This window comes from Bradyrhizobium sp. 63_E2_N1_3, from assembly GCF_052076005.1.
Taxonomy (GTDB): Bacteria; Pseudomonadota; Alphaproteobacteria; order Rhizobiales; family Xanthobacteraceae; genus Bradyrhizobium; species Bradyrhizobium barranii.
This window is the reverse complement of the sequence record NZ_CP197235.1, coordinates 160,232-184,126: the sequence shown is the minus strand read 5'-3', so window position 1 is coordinate 184,126 and position 23,895 is coordinate 160,232. Positions and strand designations below refer to the sequence as shown.

General features: G+C 61.9%; 21 protein-coding genes and 1 tRNA gene. 14 read left to right on the top strand and 8 right to left on the bottom strand.

All coding sequences use genetic code 11. From position 1 onward, the window contains the following. Positions 1 to 108: 108 nt before the first annotated feature. Positions 109 to 1,284 carry a tRNA epoxyqueuosine(34) reductase QueG gene (gene queG, locus AB7531_RS00820; RefSeq protein ID WP_063980221.1) on the bottom strand — a complete coding sequence of 392 codons (1,176 nt, stop codon included), beginning with the start codon at positions 1,282 to 1,284 and terminating at the stop codon, positions 109 to 111. Then, the gene (locus AB7531_RS00815) at positions 1,233 to 1,925 is read right to left on the bottom strand and encodes a glutathione S-transferase family protein (RefSeq protein WP_063980220.1); all 693 of its coding nucleotides are present in this window, start codon (positions 1,923 to 1,925) and stop codon (positions 1,233 to 1,235) included. Before AB7531_RS00815 ends, queG begins: the two co-directional genes overlap by 52 nt. A 169-nt stretch (positions 1,926 to 2,094) precedes the next feature. Between AB7531_RS00815 and AB7531_RS00810 the strand changes: the two genes are divergently transcribed. From AB7531_RS00810 to AB7531_RS00800, 3 genes are all read left to right on the top strand, one after another. Continuing rightward, entirely contained in the window at positions 2,095 to 2,901 is an 807-nt protein-coding gene (locus AB7531_RS00810; protein ID WP_063980219.1) for an undecaprenyl-diphosphate phosphatase, read from the top strand. Positions 2,902 to 3,000: 99 nt separating this feature from the next. Then, the gene (locus AB7531_RS00805; protein WP_063980218.1) at positions 3,001 to 4,326 is read left to right on the top strand and encodes an FAD-binding oxidoreductase; all 1,326 of its coding nucleotides are present in this window, start codon (positions 3,001 to 3,003) and stop codon (positions 4,324 to 4,326) included. Positions 4,327 to 4,329: 3 nt separating this feature from the next. Further along, a complete protein-coding gene (locus AB7531_RS00800; RefSeq protein WP_063980217.1) occupies positions 4,330 to 5,070 on the top strand; it encodes an SDR family oxidoreductase in 741 nt (246 codons plus the stop codon). A gap of 126 nt (positions 5,071 to 5,196) precedes the next feature. On the opposite strand, the gene AB7531_RS00795 is transcribed toward AB7531_RS00800, so the two are convergent. Continuing rightward, positions 5,197 to 6,162, bottom strand: a complete 966-nt coding sequence (locus AB7531_RS00795; protein WP_063985966.1) for a complex I NDUFA9 subunit family protein — start codon at positions 6,160 to 6,162, stop codon at positions 5,197 to 5,199. A gap of 163 nt (positions 6,163 to 6,325) precedes the next feature. Here AB7531_RS00795 and AB7531_RS00790 point away from each other — a divergent pair. From AB7531_RS00790 to AB7531_RS00770, 5 genes are all read left to right on the top strand, one after another. Next, positions 6,326 to 6,412, top strand: a tRNA-Leu gene (locus AB7531_RS00790). A gap of 86 nt (positions 6,413 to 6,498) precedes the next feature. Further along, a complete protein-coding gene (locus tag AB7531_RS00785) occupies positions 6,499 to 8,082 on the top strand; it encodes a DUF6538 domain-containing protein (protein WP_441279830.1) in 1,584 nt (527 codons plus the stop codon). A gap of 146 nt (positions 8,083 to 8,228) precedes the next feature. Next, positions 8,229 to 8,588: a helix-turn-helix domain-containing protein gene (locus AB7531_RS00780; protein WP_441279829.1), complete on the top strand. Its 360-nt coding sequence runs from the start codon at positions 8,229 to 8,231 to the stop codon at positions 8,586 to 8,588. After that, positions 8,585 to 9,121: an ImmA/IrrE family metallo-endopeptidase gene (locus AB7531_RS00775; protein WP_441279828.1), complete on the top strand. Its 537-nt coding sequence runs from the start codon at positions 8,585 to 8,587 to the stop codon at positions 9,119 to 9,121. The genes AB7531_RS00780 and AB7531_RS00775 overlap by 4 nt, the downstream gene beginning before the upstream one ends. Before the next feature lie 165 nt (positions 9,122 to 9,286). Continuing rightward, positions 9,287 to 9,415, top strand: coding sequence for a hypothetical protein (locus tag AB7531_RS00770; RefSeq protein ID WP_441279827.1), 129 nt, complete (start codon positions 9,287 to 9,289; stop codon positions 9,413 to 9,415). 117 nt (positions 9,416 to 9,532) lie between these two features. On the opposite strand, the gene AB7531_RS00765 is transcribed toward AB7531_RS00770, so the two are convergent. Then, on the bottom strand, positions 9,533 to 10,171 hold the full coding sequence (locus tag AB7531_RS00765) for a recombinase family protein (RefSeq protein ID WP_441279826.1): 639 nt from the start codon (positions 10,169 to 10,171) through the stop codon (positions 9,533 to 9,535). Between the two features lie 181 nt (positions 10,172 to 10,352). Here AB7531_RS00765 and AB7531_RS00760 point away from each other — a divergent pair, with 181 nt between their 5' ends. Then, on the top strand, positions 10,353 to 11,060 hold the full coding sequence (locus tag AB7531_RS00760; RefSeq protein ID WP_441279825.1) for a hypothetical protein: 708 nt from the start codon (positions 10,353 to 10,355) through the stop codon (positions 11,058 to 11,060). Between the two features lie 256 nt (positions 11,061 to 11,316). Next, complete coding sequence (locus AB7531_RS00755) at positions 11,317 to 11,886, top strand: hypothetical protein (protein ID WP_441279824.1); 570 nt, start codon at positions 11,317 to 11,319, stop codon at positions 11,884 to 11,886. Between the two features lie 91 nt (positions 11,887 to 11,977). Here AB7531_RS00755 and AB7531_RS00750 read toward each other — a convergent pair whose 3' ends face one another. The 4 genes from AB7531_RS00750 to AB7531_RS00735 form a co-directional block, all read right to left on the bottom strand. After that, positions 11,978 to 12,475, bottom strand: coding sequence for an HNH endonuclease (locus AB7531_RS00750; RefSeq protein WP_441279823.1), 498 nt, complete (start codon positions 12,473 to 12,475; stop codon positions 11,978 to 11,980). 48 nt (positions 12,476 to 12,523) lie between these two features. Then, entirely contained in the window at positions 12,524 to 13,363 is an 840-nt protein-coding gene (locus AB7531_RS00745) for a hypothetical protein (RefSeq protein ID WP_441279822.1), read from the bottom strand. Between the two features lie 359 nt (positions 13,364 to 13,722). Then, the gene (locus AB7531_RS00740; RefSeq protein WP_441279821.1) at positions 13,723 to 13,965 is read right to left on the bottom strand and encodes a hypothetical protein; all 243 of its coding nucleotides are present in this window, start codon (positions 13,963 to 13,965) and stop codon (positions 13,723 to 13,725) included. Between the two features lie 682 nt (positions 13,966 to 14,647). After that, positions 14,648 to 15,778, bottom strand: coding sequence for a PepSY-associated TM helix domain-containing protein (locus AB7531_RS00735; protein ID WP_187387848.1), 1,131 nt, complete (start codon positions 15,776 to 15,778; stop codon positions 14,648 to 14,650). Between the two features lie 631 nt (positions 15,779 to 16,409). On the opposite strand from AB7531_RS00735, the gene AB7531_RS00730 reads away from it, so the two are divergent. The 4 genes from AB7531_RS00730 to AB7531_RS00715 all read left to right on the top strand — a co-directional run bounded on the left by AB7531_RS00730 (position 16,410) and on the right by AB7531_RS00715 (position 23,868). Then, positions 16,410 to 18,449, top strand: coding sequence for a TonB-dependent receptor (locus AB7531_RS00730; protein WP_199877119.1), 2,040 nt, complete (start codon positions 16,410 to 16,412; stop codon positions 18,447 to 18,449). Between the two features lie 800 nt (positions 18,450 to 19,249). Beyond that, entirely contained in the window at positions 19,250 to 22,204 is a 2,955-nt protein-coding gene (locus AB7531_RS00725) for a formate dehydrogenase subunit alpha (protein WP_063980202.1), read from the top strand. Positions 22,205 to 22,216: 12 nt separating this feature from the next. Further along, complete coding sequence (gene fdh3B / locus AB7531_RS00720) at positions 22,217 to 22,819, top strand: formate dehydrogenase FDH3 subunit beta (protein ID WP_063980201.1); 603 nt, start codon at positions 22,217 to 22,219, stop codon at positions 22,817 to 22,819. A gap of 50 nt (positions 22,820 to 22,869) precedes the next feature. Continuing rightward, positions 22,870 to 23,868 (top strand): formate dehydrogenase subunit gamma, encoded by a 999-nt coding sequence (locus AB7531_RS00715; RefSeq protein ID WP_063980200.1) that lies wholly within the window; start codon positions 22,870 to 22,872, stop codon positions 23,866 to 23,868. Positions 23,869 to 23,895: the final 27 nt, after the last annotated feature.

Sequence of the window (23,895 nt, the reverse complement as noted above, 5' to 3'; positions counted from 1 at the left end):
CATCGCCCGGCTTGACCGGGCGATCCAGTACTCCGAGACGATTGTGGTTCAATCGAGAGGCCGCGGCGTACTGGATGCCCCGGTCAAGCCGGGGCATGACACCGAGAATTAGGAAGCGGCCTGCCACTCTTCACGCACGCTGTCGTCGTGCTCGTTGCTCGCCGTGGCAAACCTCATCGCCTCAAACTCTCCGCGCGACACCAGCTGCTCCAGCGCCCACACCGCAGCGCCACGCACCAAAGCGCTCTCATCGCCGAGCAATCGCCGCGCCTCCTCCGCCAGCATCGCCTCACCGGAGTTACCAATCGCGATCAGCACGTTCCGCAAAAACCGGTCGCGGCCGATGCGCTTCACCGGCGACTTCGTGAACAGCGCGCGAAACGATGCATCGTCGAGCCGTGCGAGTTCGGCGAGCGACGGCGCGCGCAATTCGTCGCGCGCGGCGAGCTTTGCCTCGCGTCCCTCCTGCGCGAACTTGTTCCAGGGACACGCTGCAAGGCAATCGTCGCAGCCATAGATGCGGTTGCCGATGGCCTTGCGAAACTCGCGCGGGATCGGTCCCTTGTTCTCGATGGTCAGATACGAGATGCAGCGCCGCGCATCGAGCTTGTAGGGCGCCGGAAACGCCGACGTCGGGCAGATGTCGAGGCACGCCTGGCATGAGCCGCAATGATCGATCTCGGCGTCGTCGCGCGGCAGCTCGAGCGTCGTGTAGATCGCGCCGAGGAATAGCCAGGAGCCGAACTCGCGCGAGACGAGATTGGTGTGCTTGCCCTGCCAGCCCAGATGCGCGGCTTGCGCCAACGGCTTCTCCATCACCGCCGCGGTGTCGACGAACACCTTTACGTCCGATGGCGCGGTCGCGACCAGCCAGCGCGCCAGCGCCTTCAGGCGCTTCTTGATGAGATCGTGGTAGTCGTCGCCCTGCGCATAGACCGAGATCGCCGCGCGCGTGCGCTGCTGCAGGATCGCGAGCGGATCCTGGTCGGGCCCGTAATTGACGCCGAGCATGATGACGCTGCGCACGTCCTGCCATAGCCCGCGTGGATCGACGCGGCGCTCGGGGTGTGCTGCAAGCCAGTCCATGTCGCCATGGCCGCCCGAGGCGATGAATTCGAGAAAATGCTTTCCGGCGTTTTCGATCGTGCCGGATGCGGTGATGCCGATGCAGTCGAAGCCGAGCGCGCGTGCCTCGTTTGCAAGCGCCGCCTTCAATTCGGTCGGATCCGAGTTCAGAAGTCGAGGTCCACGTAGGTCCGCGATGCCGGCACGCCCGCCAGCCATTCGCTCAGCAGCGGACGGAACGACGGGCGGGATTTCACCCGCGCGTACCACGCCTTTGCTGCGTCGTCCTCGCTCCATGGCACGTCGCCCAGATAGTCGATCGCCGAGAGATGCGCCGCGGCGGCGAGGTCCGCGTAGGTGAGCCGGTCGCCGGCGAGGAAGTTCCGCGTCTGCGCCAGCCAGCCGATATAGGCCAGATGATAGCGCACGTTGGCCTTGGCGGCTCGCATCACGTCGGCCGAGGGTGCGCCGCCGCCGTTCTCCTCGCTCATGAAGCGCTTGTAGATGCGCTCGGTGACCAGAGGATGCGAGACCTCCTCGAAGAATTTTTCGTTGAACCAGGCCATCAGCCGGCGCACCTCGACGCGCTCGGCGACCGTTTCCGGCATCAGGCGCTTCGGTCCCATGTCGGCGCCGTAGGCCTCATCGACATATTCGGCGATGATCGCGGCGCCCGGTATGGGCGATTGTTCCTTGTCCACCAGGACGGGCGTGGTGCCGGCCGCATTGAGCAGCAGAAATGCCTCGCGCCGCTCCCAGCTGCGTTCTTCGACCAGCCGCAATTCGAGCCCGTATTCTCCCGCGATCAGGCGGATGAAACGCGAATGCGGGCAGAACGGATGATGAAACAGCGTAAACATGAAGCCTTTGACTATTTGATGGTGATTAAGAATCCATCAATGTTTGTGCGGCGCCACACTAGTCCTTCAAAACCGCGAGGCAAGGGCGTGACGTCGCATTTTGCGATTGCGAGAGCAGGACGAATAGGCGAGAAGAGCCCCGCTTTTCCAGCGGAAATGGACCGTAAATATGTCAGACGCAATACGGGCAGTGATCCTCGGCATCATCGAGGGTGTGACCGAGTTCCTTCCCGTGTCCTCGACCGGCCACCTTCTGCTCGCGGAGCGCTTCTTCCATCTCGGCGAAGGCGCCTTCTGGGATTCGTTTACCGTTCTGATCCAGCTTGGTGCGATCCTCGCGATCGTCGTGCTGTACTTCAAGAAATTGTGGGACGTCGCGATCGGTATGTTCACCGGCGACGCCTATGCGCGCCGCTTCGTGATCGGCGTGCTGGTGGCGTTCCTGCCCGCGGTCATCGTCGGTCTCGTCGCCGGCAAATACATCAAGAGCCTGCTGTTCAATCCGTGGGTCGTGTGCTTCTCGCTGATCGTCGGCGGCGCCATCCTGCTGTGGGTCGATCGGCTCGATCTCAAGGCGCGCGAGCATGACGCCACCCGCTTTCCGCTGCTGATGTATCTCTATATCGGCATCGCGCAGTGCATCGCGATGATCCCGGGCGTGTCGCGCTCCGGCGCCAGCATCGTCGCCGCGATGTTTCTGGGCGCCGACAAGCGCGCGGCGGCGGAGTTCTCGTTCTTCCTCGCCATCCCCACCATGATCGGCGCGTTCGCCTACGATTTCTACAAGAACCGCTCCGAGATGACGATGGACCACATGGGCATCGTCGCGATCGGTTTCGTGGTGTCGTTCATCACCGCGATCATCGTCGTGAAGACTTTCTTGAGCTACGTCACCCGCCACGGCTTCGCGGTGTTTGCCTGGTGGCGCGTGATCGTCGGCACGCTCGGCCTGATCGCGCTGGCGCTCGGCCGTTAACCTCTCGAAAACTCACTGACGCGCCTCAACGCAATATAAGCTTTTGATCGGTAGGCAGTTTCCAGAGCAGGGCGGCGCGCCCGGCACAGGAGCTGAACTATGACCCTCGTCAGCGGCTGGGGGCGTTTCCCGGTCGTCGATAGCGAGCTGCTGCGGCCGCGGTCGTTCGAGGCCGTGGGCGAAGCCGTGGTGACGGGCTCCGTGGCCAGGGGCAACGGCCGCGCCTATGGCGATGCCGCGATCGGCGCCGCAAGGACCATCGCGATGACGGGGTTCGACCGGGTCCGGTCGTTCGATCCCGTGACCGGACGCATCCGGCTCGAAGCCGGCGTGCTGCTGTCGGACCTGATCGACACTTTTGGCCCGCGCGGCTTCCTGCCCTTCGTCGTGCCGGGTACGCGCTTCGTCTCGGTTGGCGGCGCCATTGCCGCCGATGTCCACGGCAAGAACCATCATTGTGAGGGTGGTTTCGGCCGCTATGTCGACAGCATCCTGCTGCGCACCGGGCAGGGCGAGACCATCGAGGCCTCGCGCGAACAGAATTCCGATGCCTTCTTCGCGACCGTCGGCGGAATGGGCCTCACCGGGGTGATCCTCGAGGCGACGATGCGGCTACGACCGGTCGAAACGGGGTGGATCCGCGAGCGGGTGATCTCCGCATCCGATCTCGATGCCGCGATGCGCGCGCTCGATGCGGGCGATTCCGCGACCTATTCGGTGGCCTGGATCGATTGTGCCGCACGCGGCAGCGATCTCGGCCGCTCGCTGATCTATCTCGGCGAGCACGCAAGGACGGGCGAGATTGCCGACGGCGCCGGTGCATTTCCCGCCGGCAAAAATCCCGGCCTCGCGGTGCCCGTCGACCTGCCGTCGATGACGCTGAACCGCTACAGCATCCGCGCCTTCAACGAGCTCTACTACCGCATGGGCGCGCGGCGCGCCGGCGCCAGCCATGTGGTCTCGCTCTATCCGTATTTCTTCCCGCTCGACAGCATCAGTGACTGGAACCGCATCTACGGCCGGCGCGGTTTTCTCCAGCATCAATGCGTGATCCCGGAGCTGGGCGCCCGCGCCGTGCTCGGCGAGATCCTCGATCGCGTCGCCCGGCGCGGCGATGCCTCCTTCCTCGCGGTGCTCAAGAAACTCGGCCAGGGCGACGGCATCCTGTCGTTCCCACTGCCCGGCTACACGCTGGCGCTGGATTTCCCGGTGAAGGGCGACATCCTGAATTTCCTCGACGAGATCGACCGCCTGGTCGTCGCCGCCGGCGGCCGGCTTTATCTGGCCAAGGATGCACGCCAGTCGCGCGCCACGTTCGAAGCTGGCTATCCGGCCTTGCGGCGCTTCAACGCAATCCGCAAATCGCTCGATCCCGCCGGGACCATCCGCTCAAAACTTTCACAACGCCTGTTCGATGAGGTTTAAGCCGTGACGTCACGCAAGTCCGCAATTGTGCTCGGTGGCTCCTCCGATATCGGCCGCGCCGCCGCGCGCGCCTTTGCCAAGGCCGGATACGATGTCGCCCTCGCGGGCCGTGACGTCGCCGCACTCGAGCCTGACGCCGCCGATCTGCGCGCGCGCTACAATGTCGAGGTTGGCCTCCACACATTCGATGTGCTCGATACCGCTTCGTTCGAGGGTTTTGTGAGCGGCCTTCCTGCGTTGCCTGATGTCGTTGTCTCGATCGTCGGCCTACTGGGCGTGCAGCAAAATGCCGAGAGCGATCTCGCGCACGCCACCACGATCATGCGCTCGAACTACGAGGGCCCGTCGCTGATCCTCGGCCTGTTCGCAGAGAAATTTTTGGCGCGCGGCAGTGGTACGCTCGTCGGCGTCTCGTCCGTCGCCGGCGATCGCGGCCGTGCCTCCAATTATGTCTACGGATCGGCCAAGGCAGGCTTCTCCGCCTTCCTGTCGGGCCTGCGCGCCCGCGCCAGCCGCGACGGCGTCCATGTCGTCACCGTAAAACCCGGCTTCGTCCGCACGAAAATGACGGAAGGCATGAAGCTGATCGGCCCGCTCACCGTCGAGGCGCCGGTCGTCGGCGATGCGATCCTCAACGCCGTCGAGAAGAAGACCGACGTCGTCTATGTCAGCGGCAAATGGCGTCTCGTGATGCTGATCATCAAGACGCTGCCGGAAGCGGTGTTCAAGAAGCTGAAGTTTTGAGGCGGTTGCGACCCACACCACAGTCTCGTCACGCCCGGCCTTGTGCCGGGCATCCACGTTCTTGGTGGCCGCGGTGAGAAAGACGTGGATGGCCGGGTCAAGCCCGGCCATGACGCTGCGGAAACCTCAAACGCTCATTCGCTGGAACTGCCCGGCCGCGCGAAAACGCCAGAGATATTGCGGGGCGATGGCCTCCAGCGAATCCGCGGCAATGCCGAGGCCTTCCAGCGTCAGCCCCGCCGCCTTGGCCGCCTCCGACACGACATTGTCGTGCTCGAGCAGCGTAACCTGGTCCGGCGTAAGCTTCAGCGCACCCGGCGCGAATTGCAGGAAGTTGGCCTGGAAGCGAGCAAGGCCGAACGACAGCGGGACCAGCGCCCGCTTGCGGTCGGTGATGGCCAAAATGGCTTCGATGATCTCGCGCATGGTCAGCACTTCCGGCCCGCCGAGCTCGTAGGTCGCGCCCGCCTTGGCCTTGCCGTCGACGGCATCCGCGATCGCGGTGGCGACGTCGCCGACATAGACCGGCTGCATCCTGGTCTCGGCGCCGATCAGCGGCAGCACCGGCGACATCCGCGCCAGCGCGGCAAAACGGTTGGTGAACTGGTCCTCGGGGCCGAACATCACGGAGGGACGGAAGATGGTGGCCGAGGGCACCGCGGCCAGCACAGCCGCTTCGCCGGCCGCCTTGGCCTTGGCATAGCGCGAGGGCGATTCCGCATCGGCGCCGATCGCGGAGACATGCACCAGGCGTGCCCCGGCGGCGGCCGCCGCCTTGGCGACGGTCTCGGCGCCCCTGGCCTGGACGGCGTCGAAGCTCTGCGCGCCGCCCTCGGTGAGGATGCCGACCAGATTGATCACGACATGCGAATCACGCAGCGCCGCCTCGACCGAGGCCGGATAGCGCAGATTCGCCTGCACGGTGTGGACCTGCCCGACCTTGCCGGACGGCTGGAGGTACCCGGCCAGTTCCGGCCGCCGCACCGCGACGCGGACCCGGTAGTCCCGCCGGCACAGCGCGCGGACGACATTCCGGCCCAAAAACCCCGATCCGCCGAAAACCGTGACGAGAGTTTCCAGATTCGATGCCATGGGATCCATTCCTGGGGTCCATTCCTGCGGAAAGAGTGCGTGTTATCAGGCTTGTATCGGGCCGGTTTGCGATGCGCAATCCGCATCCCCGCGCAGGTGCCAAGCAGCATTTGACAACCGCGTCACCGAACCGTAGTAACCGCCTCCGTGCCCCAAACGGCATGCCCAGGTGGTGGAATTGGTAGACGCGCTGGCTTCAGGTGCCAGTGGCTTAACGGCCGTGAAGGTTCGAGTCCTTTCCTGGGCACCATCGCTCCGCGATGTTGTTGAAGTTGCTGAAGTCCCTGATAAGTAAGGGTGATCGACCGTCTCAATTGGTACACAGAGACGGTACACATGCTTCTGCGAATGGCCTCTCCTATCCGCCGCGACGGCTCCTCCGTTCATTATCTCCGAAAGCGCGTTCCTGCTGACCTGACTGACAAGGCGGTGGGCGTGGTGCTGCGCGTGCCCGTGGGGGATGAGACTGCGGAAGTGCAGGTTGGCCGCAATGCCACAATCAGGGTATCGCTGCGCACTCACGATCCTCGGGAGGCCAAAGCGCGGCAGGCCAAGGCGCTCGCCTACCTTGATGATGTCTGGCGTTCCATGCGCGAGACCCCGCGTCGCCTCACGCATCGGGAGGTCATTGCGCTCGCGGGCGAAGCCTACCGTCACGCGAAGAAGACTTGGGAGAACGATCCGGGCCGGGCAACGCTCTGGAACATGCTGCACCAAGCCGCTCTCAGGTGGGACGCTGACACAGCGCGACGTGAGATGGCTCCCTTCGTTGCCGAACTGCTTCAGCGGAAGGCCCTACGGATCGACGATGACAGCTGGGCCCGGTTGGCTGCTGCCCTGCATGAGGCGTTCAAGGACGCTACGGCGCTGTTGGAGCGCAGGGGCAGAGGCGACTACGGGCCGGACCTCGTGGAGGTGCGGTTTCCTGAATGGGAGGCCGACGCTGCTCCGAGCGGTCAGGCAGGGCTGACGGTGCCAGCACTGTTCGCCGGTTGGGAGTTGGAGAGCCGGGCAGGGGGTGTCACCGAGAAGACGGTCAGCGAGTACAAGTCCGTGCTCACGCGCTTCGCCGCCTTTGTGGGGCACGACGACGCCGCCCGGATCACCCCTCACGATGTCGTCGGCTGGAAGGATAAGCGGCTCTCGGATGGTCGCTCCCCGAAGACTGTGAAGGATGTCGACTTGTCTGCGATGAAGTCAGTGTTCAGCTGGGGCGTTCGGAACCACAAGCTGCCAAGCAATCCGGCTCAAGGCGTCACGCTGAAGATCGAGAAGAAAGTCCGCGAGCGAGGCAAGGGGTTCACTGACGATGAAGCTGCGGCGATCCTGAAGACCGCCCTTGGTTACAGCGGTGCCGCGAAAGAGCACGCAAAGACGGCTGCGGCGAAGCGGTGGCTCCCATGGCTGTGTGCCTACAGTGGCGCTCGGATTGGCGAGGTGGCGCAGCTCCGGCGCGACGACATCCGCCGCGAGGGCGACCACTACGTGGCAACGATCACGCCTGAGGCTGGTCCGGTGAAGAACAAGGAAGCACGCGAAGTGCCGCTGCACCCACACCTGATCGAGTTGGGCTTCATCGAGTTCGTCACCGCATCAGCCAAAGGTTATCTGTTCCTGACTGTCGCCAAGGATGCGGAAGTGCGGGGCAAGCTGCGGGCATTGAAGAACCGGCTCGCTGAGTTCGTGCGAGACATCGTCCCCGACAAGCGTGTTGCACCGAACCATGGCTGGCGGCACCGCTTCATCACGATGAGCCGAAAGCACGGACTGGATCAGGAGAAGCGGCGCATGATCACCGGCCATGCTGGTGAGAGCGTGGATGAGCGGGTCTACGGTGATCCTGCCGGACTGTACGTCGAGGTCTGCAAGCTGCCTCGATACGAGCTGGTGATCCCAACGCGGTCAGCTCAAGCCGCCTAAGCCCGCGGGTTCCACACCGATTGGAGCGTTGGCTTGCAAAGGCCGGGAACCCTTGATTTTTCAGGTCAGGTGGCCTACATTCACCTAGTGCGGTGAAATCAATCCACCGTACCGAGGATAAAAAATGGCAAACCGGAGTGACATCAATGCTTAACCCGCTCGGTAAGGCGCTGCGAAAGCTGCGGATCGACCGGGGTTGGCTTCTCAAAGATATGGCGCAGGGGATCGGAGTGGCCACCTCTTTTCTGTCGGGAATTGAGACTGGAAGAAAGGCTATCCCAGCCGGCTTGGTCGAAAAGGTCGCGGTCTGGGCAGGGCTTAATGGTGATGAATTGGCGAACTTGAGGAATGCGGCAATGACATCTCAACGTGAGTTCAAGATCGCAGTGCGTTCTGACTTCTCGGATGGTGACCGGGAGGCCGCCGCTCTTCTGGCTCGCTTCGGCGAGCTGCCTCGTGAGAAGCGCGACAGCCTGCATCTCCTGCTGAAGAAGACGTTCGAATGAGTGACATCATCTTCGAGGCTCCGCCGCGTTCCGGCGACAACATCGAGGACTTGGCGGATGCTGTTCGCCAAGCCTTCGGGCTTCTCGACGTGCCCTACTTCCCCGTCGTGCCTTTCGTGGAGCTGGGCATTCAGCACCTCAACCCCGGCATCATGTTCGATGTGGTGGAAGGCGATTTGCTTGGTGCTCGGATGGGCGCTGTGAACCCCCTGACGGGCCAGTTCATGGTGCGGGAAGACATCTACGACGCCGCAGTCCAGGGCCAGCCCCGGCACCGCTTCACAGTGGCGCATGAGGCAGGCCATGCCATGATGCACGTTGGCACGCTCAATCGCATGCCAGCATCGGTCGGCAAGGTGCCTGCGTTTCGGGACCCTGAGTGGCAAGCCAATCGCTTCGCCGCGGCCTTGCTGATGCCGCGCCACTTGGTGAGGCAGTGCACTTCTGTGGCAGAGATCATGCAGCGTTTCGGGGTCAGCCGCGAATGCGCTGAATTTCGCATCAAGACGCTGAAGCTGAGTGTTCTAATGTGAAAAGACCACCTCGCTGTGGCGGCGAAGTGGTCTTTTTTGTCTTCGGATTGCCGACGCGGTTCGAAGAACGATCGACAAGGGAAGAGGCAGCTTGGTCTTGGCCGTCCAAGTGTTACTCGCCTTTCCCCTGCGTCGCAACACCCGTCGGAGAAAGGAATGTGACGAATGGTTAAGTCAACGACACCGAAGAAGCACCGCAACGTGATCTTTCGCCGGTACCGCAAACTGCCTGATGGCACCGTCCTCGATGCCCACGACTACGGGCTCAAGGCATGGCCGATGTACTTGAAGTAGCTCTACCGATGTAGGGTAAAGAAGACGTTGAACAAGAGGTTCCTCCCCACGATTTGGCCGTCGTGGGGAGGTTAAAAACACTGATAGAGCGGGGAAGATGCACTTAGAGCTGATCCCCTAGGCGGCCCAACTCTGCAGCGCCGCCGCGGCTCCGGCCGGGTCCTCCTTGATCCGGTAGATCGTCTGTCTGCTCAGTCCCGTTGCCGTCGCGATTTGCCCAACACCCGCCGCCTGCTCCAGCATGTTGCGGACCGTTTCGAGCTGGTCCTTGTTGAATGTCGGCTTCCGTCCCCGGTACTTCGTCTCACTCGCTGTTGCCTTTGCGAGTGCGATGCCGCCCCGTTGTGCCTCTTTGATGGCTTCGGCGTTGGCCTGTGCAGTAGCAGCCATGAAGGCGATGAGCGCATCTCTGACAGCCTGCTGCATGGGGTCCGTGGTTGAACCATCGAAGGTGAGCCCGTTGATCACCGTGCGGATGACGACGCCACGCCGCATGAACTCCCTGATGGTGTCGCACACGTCACCGTAGTTGCGCCCGAGGCGGTCGATCCAGCGAACCACAAGAGTGTCGCCATTGCGGAGAATGTCGAAGAGACGCTTGCCCTCGGGGCGTTCGGCAAGGCGAGTGCTGATCCCCGACACGCCGTGGTCGGCGACGACCCGGTCGATCTTGAAGCCAGCGGCCTCCGCCCCCGTGCGCTGATGCTCGACGGTCTGGTCGGTGGTGGATACTCGCGCGTAGAGGATTGTAGCCAAAGACGCCCCCTGTTGTCCGTTAGGGTTATGTCCGCTGTCTAATCTGTCCGTTGAGCGAAGTCAACCCTAGCGGACGGGGTTTCGAGCCTGTCCCGCTTGTCCGCACGGGCATACCCCAACGGACGAGACGGCGGCCTCCGCCACTGGTAAGCAGCAACAGCTTAGACAACCGGGGATACTCATGGACGCGGCCTACTTCTTGACGAAGCGGATCGAGTTCATGCGGTTCTTCTTCGATGAAGGGCAAGCCGCGTTCCAGCGTCTTCAGGCCAGTATTGAGGAAGGGAAACCGCCATTCGACGACCCTCCATACTCGGAAGACCCAGAGCCTCCGTTTCTGGAGCAGTGGATGGCCGCAAGAACCGCGCTTCATGTGGTCGGTCAGACGAGCGTTTCGATGCTCTCAGAGGCTCTCAAGCTCTACTTCCACACGTTACAGTCGCGCGTGATCGGTTTCGCGGTGAGCAAGGAGGCGCTGGCATCTGCCAAACAAACCGGCTGGGTCGCGCTGTATCGCGATGCTCTGGGAGTAATCCTCGCCACTGACTGGTCCGATTGCGCCGTTGACTTCGGCGTCATCGAACAGGTTGTGCTTGCTCGCAACAACAGTCAGCACGCTCAGGAGCTGACCTCCCATCGCGTTGTGCACGACCCTAAGACGCTAATTCGGTATCCCGAGCCGTGGTTTGCGAGCGAGGAAGAGATCGCCACGTGGAAAGAGTGTGGCGGTGATGCTAGTTCGCTCTTTGCCCCGGAACTTGACGTTACCCGCGCAAAACTCTTTGCCGCCGCCGATCACATCGAGAAGCTGGCACAATGGATCGAAGATCACATGGACCGCGCAATGGCATGGCGCCGGGCTCAGAAGTTGAAGCACAAGAATGAGTGAAAGCAGAGCGAAGCGAAGGGCCCACGACGCCGTCTTTGCAGAATGTCCAAACTGTATCTACTGCGCGGGTGAAGTGCCCGCGACCTCGATTGACCATGTACCGCCGCGCGTCATCTTTCGGGGTCGCCAACGCCCTAAAGGATTGGAGTTCGCGAGCTGCCAAAGTTGTAACGAAGGAACCAGCAAGGCTGACCTTGTAGCTGGCTTGCTCAGCCGCCTCGCACCGGACGCGGAGACGGACCAAGAGCGAGACGAGTTGAAGAAACTATTGCGCGAAACTGAAAACAACGTCCCCGGTCTTCTGCAGGAGATGCACATAAGCGACGCCGAAGCGGCCCTAACGCAGGCCGATCTGCCCCAGCCTGTCTCAGGGAGCTTCCTGAGAGCCAACGGGCCACTGGTGTCCGCGCACATGCAGACATTCGCAACCAAACTGGGCTTTGCGCTCTACTACGAAGCCACGCGCAAGGTGGTTCCGGGGGCTGGGGCTGTGACCGCCCGGTGGTTCTCGAATGTCGAACGGTTGAACGGGACGTTTCCAGAAACCGTGTTCGACATCCTGCTTCCGCCGCAAACGCTACGCCAAGGCAAAATCAACGTAGCAGATCAATTCCTGTATCAGTGGCGCATGACAGACGACGATAGCATGGCGATGTTCCTCGCTTCGTTCCGACAGTCCTTTGCCGTGCTTGCGTTCGCGGTTGCCGACAGGTCGAAGCTCGACATCGACACGGAGCATCCCATGCGGATCGTCACGCCCCGAAACATCAAGACGTTCCTCGAACGTGGCATTCCAGAAGACGACGACGGCGTCCGTGGGCAGTGAGTGGCCCGAGGGTGTAATAGGGCGGACCGCCCCCGGGGGGAAGCCCACCACACGACGGGGTCGAGTGGGGGCCTCACAGTTTTCTGCCGAATTATCCGGGGTCAGTTGGCATAAGGGCGTCCGCGAGGCGCTGCCGAGCGCTGGGTATCGTCAGAGGCTTCCCAGAATGGCAGCGACCGTCGCCCCAACGAACGTCTGGGTTTGTGTAGCCTGGCCCTCGCGCTGTCTCGATGGCTGCTTGCCGGATCAGGCCGCGTGAGACCGCGACGATGTTCCGAAGCCTGATGTCGAACGGGTTGCCGTTGCGATGGCGAACCGCGTAGTTGCCCGAGATGCCGAGCAGGAAACGCGCCGCCGCGAAGCCTCCTGCACGACCCTTACCGGCCGCGTAGAGGCCACCCCGAGCGACCCGGAGAGTTGTCAGTTTCCACCGTTGCAGAGTGGCCCAGCCGTTAGGGCAGAGAATGACGGTGTAGCCGGTGGGGACCGTCCCGACGAGAACGACCGGCTGGCCGTCCAGCTCGCCTTTGGTCACCGTACCGGGCAGCATCGTTGCTGGGATAGCGGTCGAATTGCCGTTGGCATTCAAGGGAGTAGCCCCTCTTCTGGCTGATGGGGTGTCCAATTTGGACAGCAGCTAAAAATCATCATTGATCTCAATGGGTTGTTTCGCCTGCGGTTTGATGGGCTCAAGGATCGCCTTGGCAAACTCATGAAGGAGCGCCCTTCGCTTCCCTAAACAGGCGACCCCTCTCGCTTCCGCAACGGCCAACGTAAGGGCGTCGCGGACGCGCACTTCAGCGGTGTTGAGCGGCCTTCTGGGGTCAGACGCTCCGGCATTATCGTCGCGCCCTGATCGCATCTTGGCAGCGATCTTCGGGAACACCTTCTTCATCCAGTTCTCAATGGACGACTTCGACGCAAGGCCCCCGAGGTCCTTGGCGATCTCCCGATACGACTTGAGGCCAAGCCGTCCCACGCGATTGCGCCCTTGTCGGATGTACAGCTCAAACACCCTGCGCTTCTCGCTTTGGCGGGCCAGCCGTTCGCCGTTGCAGTTGTTCGCCACTGCCGCCTGCCATTGCGCCTCATCCTCGCTCAGCTCTTCGACGGTTGCCTCGATGGCATCGCGGCCGAGCTGCTTCTGGGCTAGGAGCCGGTGCCACCCGTCCATGAGGACGAGCGCTCCACCTACGTCCGCCAGCCGAACCGGAGGCATATTCGCCCCGTGCACGTAGTGAGTGATGTACTCCCTCACGAGGGCTTGGTTGATCTGATCGCGCACCTGCCAATCAGCTCGCGTCGCGATGTCGGCAATTGGGACCGAGGTGACGGGGCTTTGTTGGGGGCCTTCTGCGGTGTCCTCGAAGTCGTACTTCAGTGGGGCAGAGGTGCTCTTGCTGATGGTCCATGGAGCGGTTGTTCCGGCTTCGGTCGAGTTAGTTGAAGTGGTGTGTTCTGTGCTGTTGGTTCGCATGTTCAGGGATGCTGGATGCGCCCCAAAGGTGTCCGTCCTGAACGGCTGAGAGCATCAGCCACAGACGCCTGAGGGTGCGCGGGGTGGGTTGTTGTGGAAGGGCCTTGATTGCTAACCCGCAACCTAATGGCGTTGCAGCGACCATGCCTTCTTCCAGGAGCGCAACCTAATGACTGGAACTCGAACCCGGCAATCGTCGCGTACCGCGATGTCGGCATTCTTCACGATGCCAAACTGCGGAGGCTTCCCGCCCTCCGGTCAATTGGAGTGTTGCTGTTGTGAATGGTTCCGGCACCGTTCCGCAGGCCAGACGTTGGGCCCACCGAAGCCTCACGCTGCGTCGCGAGACGGGCTGAAGCTCACTTGCGGCGTTCGTGCTCAGCCTGATTGACATCCGCAAGTCTGTTCTGGATGTAGCAGGCTAGATCGCCGATCTCACTCTCCAATGCTTGCCGGGTGATCCCTTGACCTAGCGCACCTTCGACAAGGCGATTGACCAGCACGCTCACGTTCTGGGAACCGCCGGGCGCTCTGTGCTCCTCTACAGCGTGGATGTTGTTCTCGGTCCAGAAGTCAACGTAGTCGCGGACAGTTGTTGTCATGTGATGTCCCCTGCAGGGAAGACCTGAACAGTCAACGAGAGGATGGCAATCTAATACCGGCCTTGGCTATGAAACCGAAGCCCTTTCCCGTGCTTGTAGGATCATGAAACAGGTCTTCTTAGTTCGAGTAACATCCGATAGCGGCGAGGGACAGCTCTGGCTTGCGGCGACAGGCCGAGAAGAAGCTGTAGACCGTGTGCTCGACGCTATTCCTGAGGGGTGGACTGCGAGCTTGGTTGAGCGACAGTTGGGGGCTGACGATGTCGCGGCGTTGGACATACAGCCCGGAGAAGTGCGGCAGCACCGGGTTTCCTGAGCAAGCGAGTATGGGCTTCTGCTGGCGACAGCGGAGGAGTGGGAAGAAGCTGCAGCGAAGGTCTGTTGAGCCACCTGACAAGGTTGCGCTCACGTTCCACCCGCCTACGGGGGGTGCACGAAGGGCCATTGAAGACTGTACACAAGACTGGTACACAAGCCGATGTCGGCGGTCGAAAAACGCCAGCAAAATCAACAGTCTCGAGGCGACGCTGCCCATTCCTTTCCTGGGCACCATACAATTCTGGAAAATGAGCAATTCCAGTTAGTTGAGCCCCATCTGCGTGCTTGGACGGCTCCCTTGGCCACGGGTGGTTTGGCTCCTTGGCTTGCAAGAATGCGCTCGCCGTGTCGGCACCGGCGCTTCCTATTTCGCAGAGCGTTTGCGCTGGATGCGACCGCCCGGTTTGCTGGCCCACAAATACAAACCGCTCACCAGCACCATGATCGTCACGATGTCGAAAAACGCCCAGACGAGCTTGGGCGCCAGGCCGGGAAACGTCGTCGGAAAATGCAACGGCTCGGCGATCAGCAGCGCCTTCGTGACACCCGTCGGCTCGAATACATCAGACACGCCACCGGTATGGGCGTCGATGAGCACCGCGTAGAAGAGCTCCTGTGTCATCATTTGTCCGTCCTTCATCAGAACCACGTAGTGGTTGGACGGACTGATCTCAGCGTTCGGGAACAACAACGACATCACTCGCGCTGCTGGCACCTTGCCGCGGGCAGCAGCGATCGCAGCTTCGATTGACCCAGGCCGATCGACTTCTTCCATACGCCCTGCCTGTGTCATGACGACCCGCCGCCGAATCTCGTCGGACATGGCTGTCCTTACCGAAGTGGAAACGGGGCCATGCAGGGTGTTGATTGCTCCGGTCGTGGCAACGAGGAGCAGCCATGCCATCGTAATGATGCCCGTCAGATTGTGCAGGTCGAGCCACAATAGTTTTCGGCTCTTGTTCGTGCGAACCGTGCCAAATCCAAATCGGCGGACGAATGGCGGATAGAGTATCAAGCCCGAGACGACAGAGGCGATGACGACGAGTGCCGTGCCGGCAAGGAACAAGCCGCCGGGCAGCCCCAGATACAAATCCGCGTGCAGCGTGTGCAGGAATTGCATCACGGGACTACGCCGTTGCGGCATCGTTGTGAGCTGACCGGTGCGAAGGTCGATCGCCTCGCGGTGTATCCGAGTGGGTCCGGCATCCGGGGTTGGCGCCGAGCGCGTCTCCACGATCGGCCACCGCTTTGCAAATTCGAGTGAGATCATCGTATCGCCGGGGTGTCGCGCCAGCGCTGCCGAGACGATGGAATCAAGCGTTGGCGCGCCCTTGCTTTCCGGGACTTCGGCCAACATTCCCGATGAACCAAACGCCTCGTCGATCTCCTTTTGGAATATCAGCGGCAAGCCCGTCAGGGAGAGGATCAGCAGGAACAGCGTCGAGATGATGCTCGTCCAGCGGTGGATGCCGGCCCACGTCCGCAGCGATCGCATGTTGGGTCGCTTCCGCGCGGCGGTACGCGACGCATTTACCAGTAGCGATGTCATGTCGGGTCTTGAGTCCCCAGCAATTGCGCGTCTGTGACAATTGACCGCGGTGGTTTCGCGCGGTCTGCCTCATGGCTCGTCGCGATCACATCCGGCGCGTTGCGGTCTTACGAATTTTTTCGAATCGTGCGTTCGGGCGGCAGCAAAAGGCTTTCGCGCTTACCAACAATCGATGCGATGTGAAATCGAAACGTAGAGCGGCGCGCCAGGATCACCTGGAAGCTTAGACGCCTTCTAGTTGGCATGGATTTTCCCGAATGCTTAGTCGCTCTCGTCCCAAGCGATTCGTGTCTGGGACGGGGCATCAAGAAGAAAAGACTCCGGGGACTGCATGCTTAACGACGTGACCTTCTCGCGCGCATTCGGGCTTGCGTGCGTGTCAGTGTTTTTGACCACGACCTCATCCGTCGCACAGCAATCGGGCCGCCAACAATCGGCGACGTCCGGACAGTCACTCCCTCCCGTGACCGTCGTCGCGCCTGAGCAGCGAGCCTCTCCCGCGCGGCGACAGCGGTCATCCAATACATCGCGCGCTGCGACGACGCGGCGGGCAGAGCGACGTGAGAACGCGCCAGTGATGAGCGCGCCTGCCACGCTTGGAGCAAAACAGGCAGCGTTGCCGGTGCCGTATGTTGGAGGGCAAGTCGCAAGGGGCGGACAGGTCGGCCTCCTCGGCAACAGGGATTATATGGAAACGCCATATAGCCTCACGAGCTACACTGAAAAGACCATCCGCGATCAGCAGGCGACCAGTGTCGCCGAGGTCCTGACCAATTCCGATTCGTCGGTACGGGCGGCGATCGGTAGCAGCAATCGCTATGACGCGCTGACCATTCGCGGCTTCCGGGTCGAGAACAGCGAGATCGCGCTGAATGGGCTGTACGGCCTCGTGCCGGCTTACCGGATCAACCCTGCGCCGATCGAGCGCATCGAGCTGCTCAAGGGACCCGGGGCGTTCCTCAATGGCATGGCTCCGTCCGGCAGCATCGGCGGCAGCGTCAATGTCGTGACCAAACGGGCAAACGAGGACCTGACGCGTCTGACTGCCGGCTACATCTCGAATGCGCGGTTTGGCACGGAGATCGACGTGGCGCGCCGTTACGGCGAGCAGCGGGAATGGGGCGTTCGTTTCAACGGCGGGATCGATGGCGGCAATACGACGATCGACCGTCAGTCGGTACGCGACGGAGTCGGTTCGCTTGGCGTTGACTATCGGGGCGAGCGCTTCAGGTGGTCCGCCGATGTCATCTATCAGGACGACTGGATGAAAGCGGCAGCTCGCGGCTACACGCCCGTCACTGGCATCGCGGTGCCGAACGCTCCGGACCCCCGCATCAACCTCGCCCAGCCGTTCGACTATGCCCGCGCGAAGAGCCTCACCGGGCTTACGCGCGCCGAATATGATGTGTCGAATAATGTCACCGTGTTCGGCGCAATCGGCGCCAACCAATTCACCTTCGACAAGCAGGAAGCCCCCGGCGCCACCATTCTAAACACGGCAGGCGATGCCCTCTCGACCTCTCGCTTCCAGACCGGCAAAAACGACGGCGTATCGGGCGAAGCCGGCGTGCGGGCGCGTTTCGACACAGGTCCGGTCGGTCATGAGGTCGTTGTCAGCGGCAGTGCCTTGAACCGCACTGACTGGCTCGGTCAGACCAATTACGGAAACTATCTTACCAACATCTACACGCCGAACCTGCTGGCGAGTCCGGGCACCCCGCTGTCTTCATTCCCTGAGGGGAAGTCGGCCTTCCTTGGTCTGAGAAGTGTCGGCGTCGCCGATACGCTCTCGATGATGAACGGGATGCTTCAGGTGATCGTCGGAGCGCGACAGCAGCAGGTTATCGCGAACAGCTATGCCCCCGTGAGCGGCCTGGAAGCGACCCACTACGATCAGAGCGCCACGTCGCCTTCCGTGGCGCTGGTGGTTCGGCCGATCAAGGAGCTGTCCTTCTACGCCAACTACATCGAAGGCCTCACGCCTGGACCAACGCCGCCGTCCGGCGCCGCCAACACCAATGCGGTGTTCGCGCCCTTCAAGACAAAGCAGTATGAAGTCGGAACCAAGCTTGATCTCGGAGGCTTCGGCGCGAGCCTCGCGGCATTCCAGATCAGCCTGCCGAGCGGCGCGACCGATCCGGTTACCAGGATCTTCAGTCTCGATGGTGAGCAAAGGAACCGGGGCATCGAGTTCAATACGTTCGGTGAAGTCGGGCCCGGGATCCGCGTCCTGGGAGGGGTGACTTACCTCGACGCGCGGCTGACAAAGACTGAAGGGCACCTCCATGATGGCAACCGTGCCATCGGCGCTCCGGAATGGCAGAGCAATCTCGGTGTCGAGTGGGACACTCCGTTCCTGCCCGGGCTGACTACGACGGCGCGTACCATCTACACCAGCCAGGCCTATGTCAGTGCTGACAACATCCAAAGTGTTCCGGCCTGGATGACGTTCGACATTGGTGCACGTTACGCAACCCAACTGGCGGGACGACCCACCACGTTCCGTGCTTCTCTCACCAACCTCTTCGACAAACGCTATTGGATCGGCAATCCGACCGGTTATGTGATCAGCGGCATGCCGCGTACGTTGTGGTTATCAATGACGGTTGACTTCTGACGCTGCCAGAGAGGCGCATCGTCCTGCGCCAAGCGCGTCACCGAACCATGGTAACCGCCTCCGTGCCCCAAACGGCGCGCAGGTGGGTGGAATTGGTAGACGCTCTGGCTTCAGGTGCCTTCGCGGCCGTGAAGGTTCGAGTCCTTTCCGGGGCGCCAGCTTTTTCTGGATACCCAGCATTTCCAGATAGATAAATCGCATCCTTGTGTTGCGTGATCTCAAACGCGCAACGAAGGGGCGCGGCCCCGCCGACCCGACGCGGATTTCCGCGATCGCTCACGATGTCGACGTATCATTCGTATCGATCGCGAGTCCGTCACTCGCGACGCGTGTGACGTCACCCGTCCGGCAATCATCTGCTCGATGTTTCGGCGTTTCCAATTCGCACGACAATCTGCGGAGCCGAACGGCTGATAACAATGATGTTGACGGCGATTGACCGCTTGTTGCGGTAACACGAGCAGCAAAGCTGCGTGCACGGCTGCTCCTGCAGATTATGCAACGCAGGTCTGTGATTGATGTCCGGCGCAAAACTCGGATAGCCTTCGGGAAGGCCTGACCCCGACAGGGAGTGTGCTTCGTTGAAGAATGATCAAGCGCCAAAGCTTCTTCGACGTGACTTGCTTCGGCTGACGATTGTCGGTGCCGGTGCGTTGGGTGCCGGCCAATTGTTGCCGGCAGCGGCTTCCGCAAAGCCCGTTGATCTCGATCAGAAGCGGAAGGCTCGCTATCGACCTGACTCCCGGGAAGTCAGGAATTTCTACCGCGTCAACAGCTATCCCGCTCGATAGGAGACTTCCGTGCTGATCAGGAAGTCCGAACGTCGTCCGGAGCGTGCCAGGCTTTTCGATGCGGCGGCCGACGAAGCATCGGCGAAACTGGACCGGCGGACGTTCCTGAAGCGCTCGGGAGTCACGGCTGGCGCGTTGGCCGCGGTGGGTGAGATCGCGCTGCACAGCGTGCGCAAGGCCGAAGCCGGTCCGCCGCCACCCGTCGGCGCAACGGTCACGACCCGCAAGAACGTCTGCACGCACTGCTCGGTCGGTTGCTCGGTGATCGCCAAGGTCGCCAACGGCGTATGGATCGGGCAGGAGCCCGACTACGACAGTCCGATTAATCGCGGCTCGCATTGCTGCAAGGGTGCGGCAGTTCGCGACGACGTGTTGAACGAACGACGCCTGCGTTACCCCGTAAAGCTCGTCAACGGACAGTGGACGCGCATCTCCTGGGAGACGGCGATCGACGAGATCGGCGACAAGCTGCTGGATATCCGCCAGAAGGCGGGGCCCGACTCGGTCTATTGGCTTGGCTCCGCCAAGTTCACCAACGAGGCCGCTTATCTCAATCGCAAGCTTGCGGCGTTTTGGGGCACCAATAATTCCGATCATCAGGCGCGGATCTGCCACTCCACGACGGTCACCGGTGTAGCCAATACCTGGGGCTACGGCGCGATGACCAACAGCTACAACGACATCCGCAACGCCAAGACCATCCTGCTGATGGGTGGCAATCCGGCCGAGGCCCATCCGGTTTCGCTGCAGCACATTCTTGAAGGCAAGGAGCTCAACCGCGCCAACATGATCGTGGTCGATCCCCGGATGACGCGGACCGCTGCGCACGCGACCGAATATGTCCGGGTTCGCCCCGGCACGCATATCGCCACGATCTACGGCATGCTGTGGCACATTTTCGAGAATGGCTGGGAGGACAAGGAATTCCTCGCTCAGCGCGTCTATGGCCTGGATGAGGTCCGGAAGCAGGTTGCGAAGTGGCCGCCCAAGGAGGTCGAGCGCGTGACCGGCCTGCCGGAGGCGCAGGTCAAGCACGTCGCCGAACTGTTCGCCAAACAGAAGCCGTCCACCCTGATCTGGGCGATGGGGCAGACCCAGTTCACCACCGGCACCGCCAATGTCCGCGCCAGCTGCCTGTTGCTGCTCGCCACCGGCAACATGGGGCTGCCCGGCGCAGGCGCCAACATTTTCCGCGGCCACACCAACGTGCAGGGTGCAACCGATCTCGGTCTCGATGTCACCTCGCTGCCGCTGTACTACGGTCTTGCCGAGGAGGCCTGGCGGCATTGGTGCCGGGTATGGGAGGTCGACTACGACTGGATGAAGTCGCGCTTCCCCGACAAGAAGCTGATGGAAACGCCTGGCATTCCCAGCACGCGCTGGTTCGACGCAACCCTGCTCCCGAAGAATCAGATCAGCCAGCCCAATCCGGTGCAGGCCATGTTCATCATGGGCCATGGCGTCAACACCATCACGCGGATGCCGGAAGCGGTGAAGGGCATCGAGAAGCTGGAGTTGCTGGTGGTCTGCGATCCCTATCCGACCGCATGGTCGGTGCTGTCGGAGCGCAAGAACGGCACTTACCTCCTGCCGGCCTGCACGAGCTTCGAGATGGAAGGTTCGCGCACCAACTCCAACCGCTCCCTGCAATGGGGCGAAAAGATCGTCGATCCGGTCTTCGAATCGAAGAACGACTACGACACCATGTACCTGTTCGCCCGCAAATTCGGATTTGCCGACCTGATGTTCAAGAACATCAAGGTCGAGAACGGCGCGGTCTCGGCGGAGGACATCCTGCGCGAGATCAACCGCGGCGGCTGGTCGACGGGCTATTGCGGCCAGTCGCCGGAGCGGCTCAAGGCCCACATGAGAAACCAGCATAAGTTCGACCTGGTGACGCTGCGGGCGCCGAAGGATGATCCGGAGGTTGGTGGAGATTATTACGGCCTGCCATGGCCGTGCTGGGGCACGCCCGAGTACAGGCATCCGGGCACGCCGATCCTCTACAATACCAACCTTCCGGTGAAGGAGGGCGGCGGTACCTTCCGCGCGCGGTTCGGAGTCGAGCGCGTCGTGAAGCGCAAGGTGATGGAGAACGGGCAGGAGGTGGAGCGGGAAGATCACGATAATCTTCTTGCCGAAGGCTCGTACTCCGTTGGTTCGGAGATCAAGGACGGTTATCCCGAGTTCACCCTTGGCGTGCTGAAGAAACTCGGCTGGGACAAGGACCTCACGACGCAAGAACGCGAGGTGATCGAGCGCATCAATCCGGCCGATCCCGACAAGGTGTCATGGTCGACCGATCTTTCCGGCGGCATCCAGCGGGTCGCGATCGAACACGGGTGTTCGCCTTACGGAAACGCCAAGGCACGCATGATTGCGTGGAATCTTCCCGATCCGGTTCCGGTGCATCGCGAGCCGATCTACACGCCGCGTCCCGACCTCGTCGCCGACTATCCGACCTTGCCGGACGCGAAGCAATTCCGCGTGCCCAATATCGGCTTCTCCGTGCAGAAGGCGGCCGTCGATCGCGCGATCTCGAAGCAGTTCCCGCTGATCCTGAGCTCGGGCCGTCTGGTTGAATACGAAGGCGGTGGCGAGGAAACGCGGTCCAACAGATGGCTCGCCGAACTGAAGCAGCACATGTACGTCGAGATCAACCCGGCGGACGCAGCCGAGCGCGGCATCGTCGATGGCGGCTGGGTTTGGGTGACCGGTGCAGAGAACAGCTCGCGGGCCCGGATGAAGGCGCAGGTGACTGAACGCGTCGGCAAGGGCGTTGCCTGGATGCCGTTCCATTTCGCCGGCTGGTACGAGGGAACCGACCTTCGGGCGAAATATCCAACGGGGGCCGATCCCATCGTGCTCGGCGAGAGCAACAACACGCTGACGACCTATGGCTATGATCCTGCCACCGGCATGCAGGAGCCGAAAGCCACGCTGTGTCAGATCAGGGCCGCATGAGAGGTTAGACCAATGGCACGCATGAAATTCCTGTGCGATGCGGACCGTTGCATCGACTGCAATGCCTGTGTGACCGCCTGCAAGAACGAGAACGAAGTGCCTTGGGGCATCAATCGGCGGCGCGTCGTCACGATCAATGACGGCAAGCCCGGCGAGCGGTCGGTGTCGATGGCCTGCATGCACTGTACCGATGCGCCTTGCGCGTCGGTGTGTCCGGTCAAGTGCATCTATCCGACCGAAGACGGTATCGTCCTGCACGACAAGGATCTGTGCATCGGCTGCGGCTATTGCTTCTACGCCTGCCCGTTCGGAGCGCCGCAATATCCCCAGGTCGGGAATTTCGGCTCGCGCGGCAAGATGGACAAGTGCACCTATTGCGCGGGCGGCGGCGGTCCGGAGGCACCGGGCAGCGCTGAAGAATATGCGAAATACGGCTCGAACCGGTTCGGCGAAGGCAAGCTGCCGTTGTGCGCCGAGATGTGCTCGACCAAATCACTGCTCGCAGGCGATGGCGACATCATCGCCCAGATCTACGAGGAGCGCGTCGAGAAGCGCGGCTATGGTTCCGGAGCCTGGGGCTGGACAACCGCCTATCACGAGGACGTCAAGTCGTAAGGGGACCTGCGTTTACCGCGACGATTAGGGACGAAGATTGGGTATCCGTCATGACGGCTTTCGCACGCATTCGCTTCGTAGCGCTGTTGTTGATGCTGTTCGGTCTCACGACAGCCCCGGTGCTCGCCCAGAAGCTCGGTCCCGACGGGGCGCCCAATCCGACCGCCAGTGTGGCCAATCAGAAGACGCTTCTCGAGCAGGCGCCGCGCATCCAGGGCCGGATCGACATTCCAGATGTCAAAGCCAGCGTGCTGATGCAGCCGGCGGGACGGACCTGGGATTATTTCCACGAGGTCCTGCTGCACTGGGGTGGGGCGGTGGTGATCGTCGGCATGCTTGCCGTGCTCGCGCTTGCCTATCTGATCATGGGCCGGCTTCGCATCGAAGCGGGGCGCTCCGGCCAGAAGATTGTCCGCTTCAAGGCTTTCGAGCGGTTCGCGCATTGGCTGACAGCGGTTTCGTTCGTGCTGCTCGGATTGACCGGCCTGAACATCACCTTCGGCAAGGTCCTGCTGCGGCCGCTGGTCGGCCCGGATCTGTTCTCCGACATCTCCCAGGTCGCCAAGTACGTGCACAATTTCACGAGCTTCGCCTTCGTGGCGGGCCTCGTTCTGATCACGGTGCTTTTCTTCAGGGACAATCTGTTCAAGCGAGTCGATATTGACTGGGTCAAGCAGGGTGGCGGCTTCATCAAGTCGAAGCATGCGCCTGCAGGCCGCTTCAATCTCGGTGAGAAAATGGTCTATTGGCTGTCGGTCGCGGCCGGCCTCCTGGTCTCCGCATCGGGATTCGTGCTGCTGTTTCCCTTCTACGGCACTAACATTGCCGACATGCAGATCGCCCAGGTCGCCCACGCCGTCATCGCGATCCTTTTCATCGCGCTGATCCTGGGACACATCTATATCGGCACGCTCGGCATGGAAGGCGCATTCGAAGCCATGGGTACCGGCGAGGTCGATATCAATTGGGCGAGAGAGCATCACGACCGCTGGCTCGCCGAAAAGCTCGAAGCGGAAGGCCGGCAACCCTCGGCCACGCCGGCTGAATAGCGCGATGGCGCTCGGACCAACCTGAAC

Bases quoted from the DNA above. Each gene is read 5' to 3' on its own strand.
- queG (WP_063980221.1), bottom strand. From the start codon at position 1,284: ATGGCTGGCGGGCGTGCCGGCATCGCGGACCTACGTGGACCTCGACTT.
- AB7531_RS00815 (WP_063980220.1), bottom strand. From the start codon at position 1,925: ATGTTTACGCTGTTTCATCATCCGTTCTGCCCGCATTCGCGTTTCATC.
- AB7531_RS00810 (WP_063980219.1), top strand. From the start codon at position 2,095: ATGTCAGACGCAATACGGGCAGTGATCCTCGGCATCATCGAGGGTGTG.
- AB7531_RS00805 (WP_063980218.1), top strand. From the start codon at position 3,001: ATGACCCTCGTCAGCGGCTGGGGGCGTTTCCCGGTCGTCGATAGCGAG.
- AB7531_RS00795 (WP_063985966.1), bottom strand. From the start codon at position 6,162: ATGGCATCGAATCTGGAAACTCTCGTCACGGTTTTCGGCGGATCGGGG.
- AB7531_RS00785 (WP_441279830.1), top strand. From the start codon at position 6,499: ATGCTTCTGCGAATGGCCTCTCCTATCCGCCGCGACGGCTCCTCCGTT.
- AB7531_RS00780 (WP_441279829.1), top strand. From the start codon at position 8,229: ATGCTTAACCCGCTCGGTAAGGCGCTGCGAAAGCTGCGGATCGACCGG.
- AB7531_RS00775 (WP_441279828.1), top strand. From the start codon at position 8,585: ATGAGTGACATCATCTTCGAGGCTCCGCCGCGTTCCGGCGACAACATC.
- AB7531_RS00770 (WP_441279827.1), top strand. From the start codon at position 9,287: ATGGTTAAGTCAACGACACCGAAGAAGCACCGCAACGTGATCTTTCGC.
- AB7531_RS00760 (WP_441279825.1), top strand. From the start codon at position 10,353: ATGGACGCGGCCTACTTCTTGACGAAGCGGATCGAGTTCATGCGGTTC.
- AB7531_RS00745 (WP_441279822.1), bottom strand. From the start codon at position 13,363: ATGCGAACCAACAGCACAGAACACACCACTTCAACTAACTCGACCGAA.
- AB7531_RS00740 (WP_441279821.1), bottom strand. From the start codon at position 13,965: ATGACAACAACTGTCCGCGACTACGTTGACTTCTGGACCGAGAACAAC.
- AB7531_RS00735 (WP_187387848.1), bottom strand. From the start codon at position 15,778: ATGCGATCGCTGCGGACGTGGGCCGGCATCCACCGCTGGACGAGCATC.
- AB7531_RS00730 (WP_199877119.1), top strand. From the start codon at position 16,410: ATGAGCGCGCCTGCCACGCTTGGAGCAAAACAGGCAGCGTTGCCGGTG.
- fdh3B (WP_063980201.1), top strand. From the start codon at position 22,217: ATGGCACGCATGAAATTCCTGTGCGATGCGGACCGTTGCATCGACTGC.
- AB7531_RS00715 (WP_063980200.1), top strand. From the start codon at position 22,870: ATGACGGCTTTCGCACGCATTCGCTTCGTAGCGCTGTTGTTGATGCTG.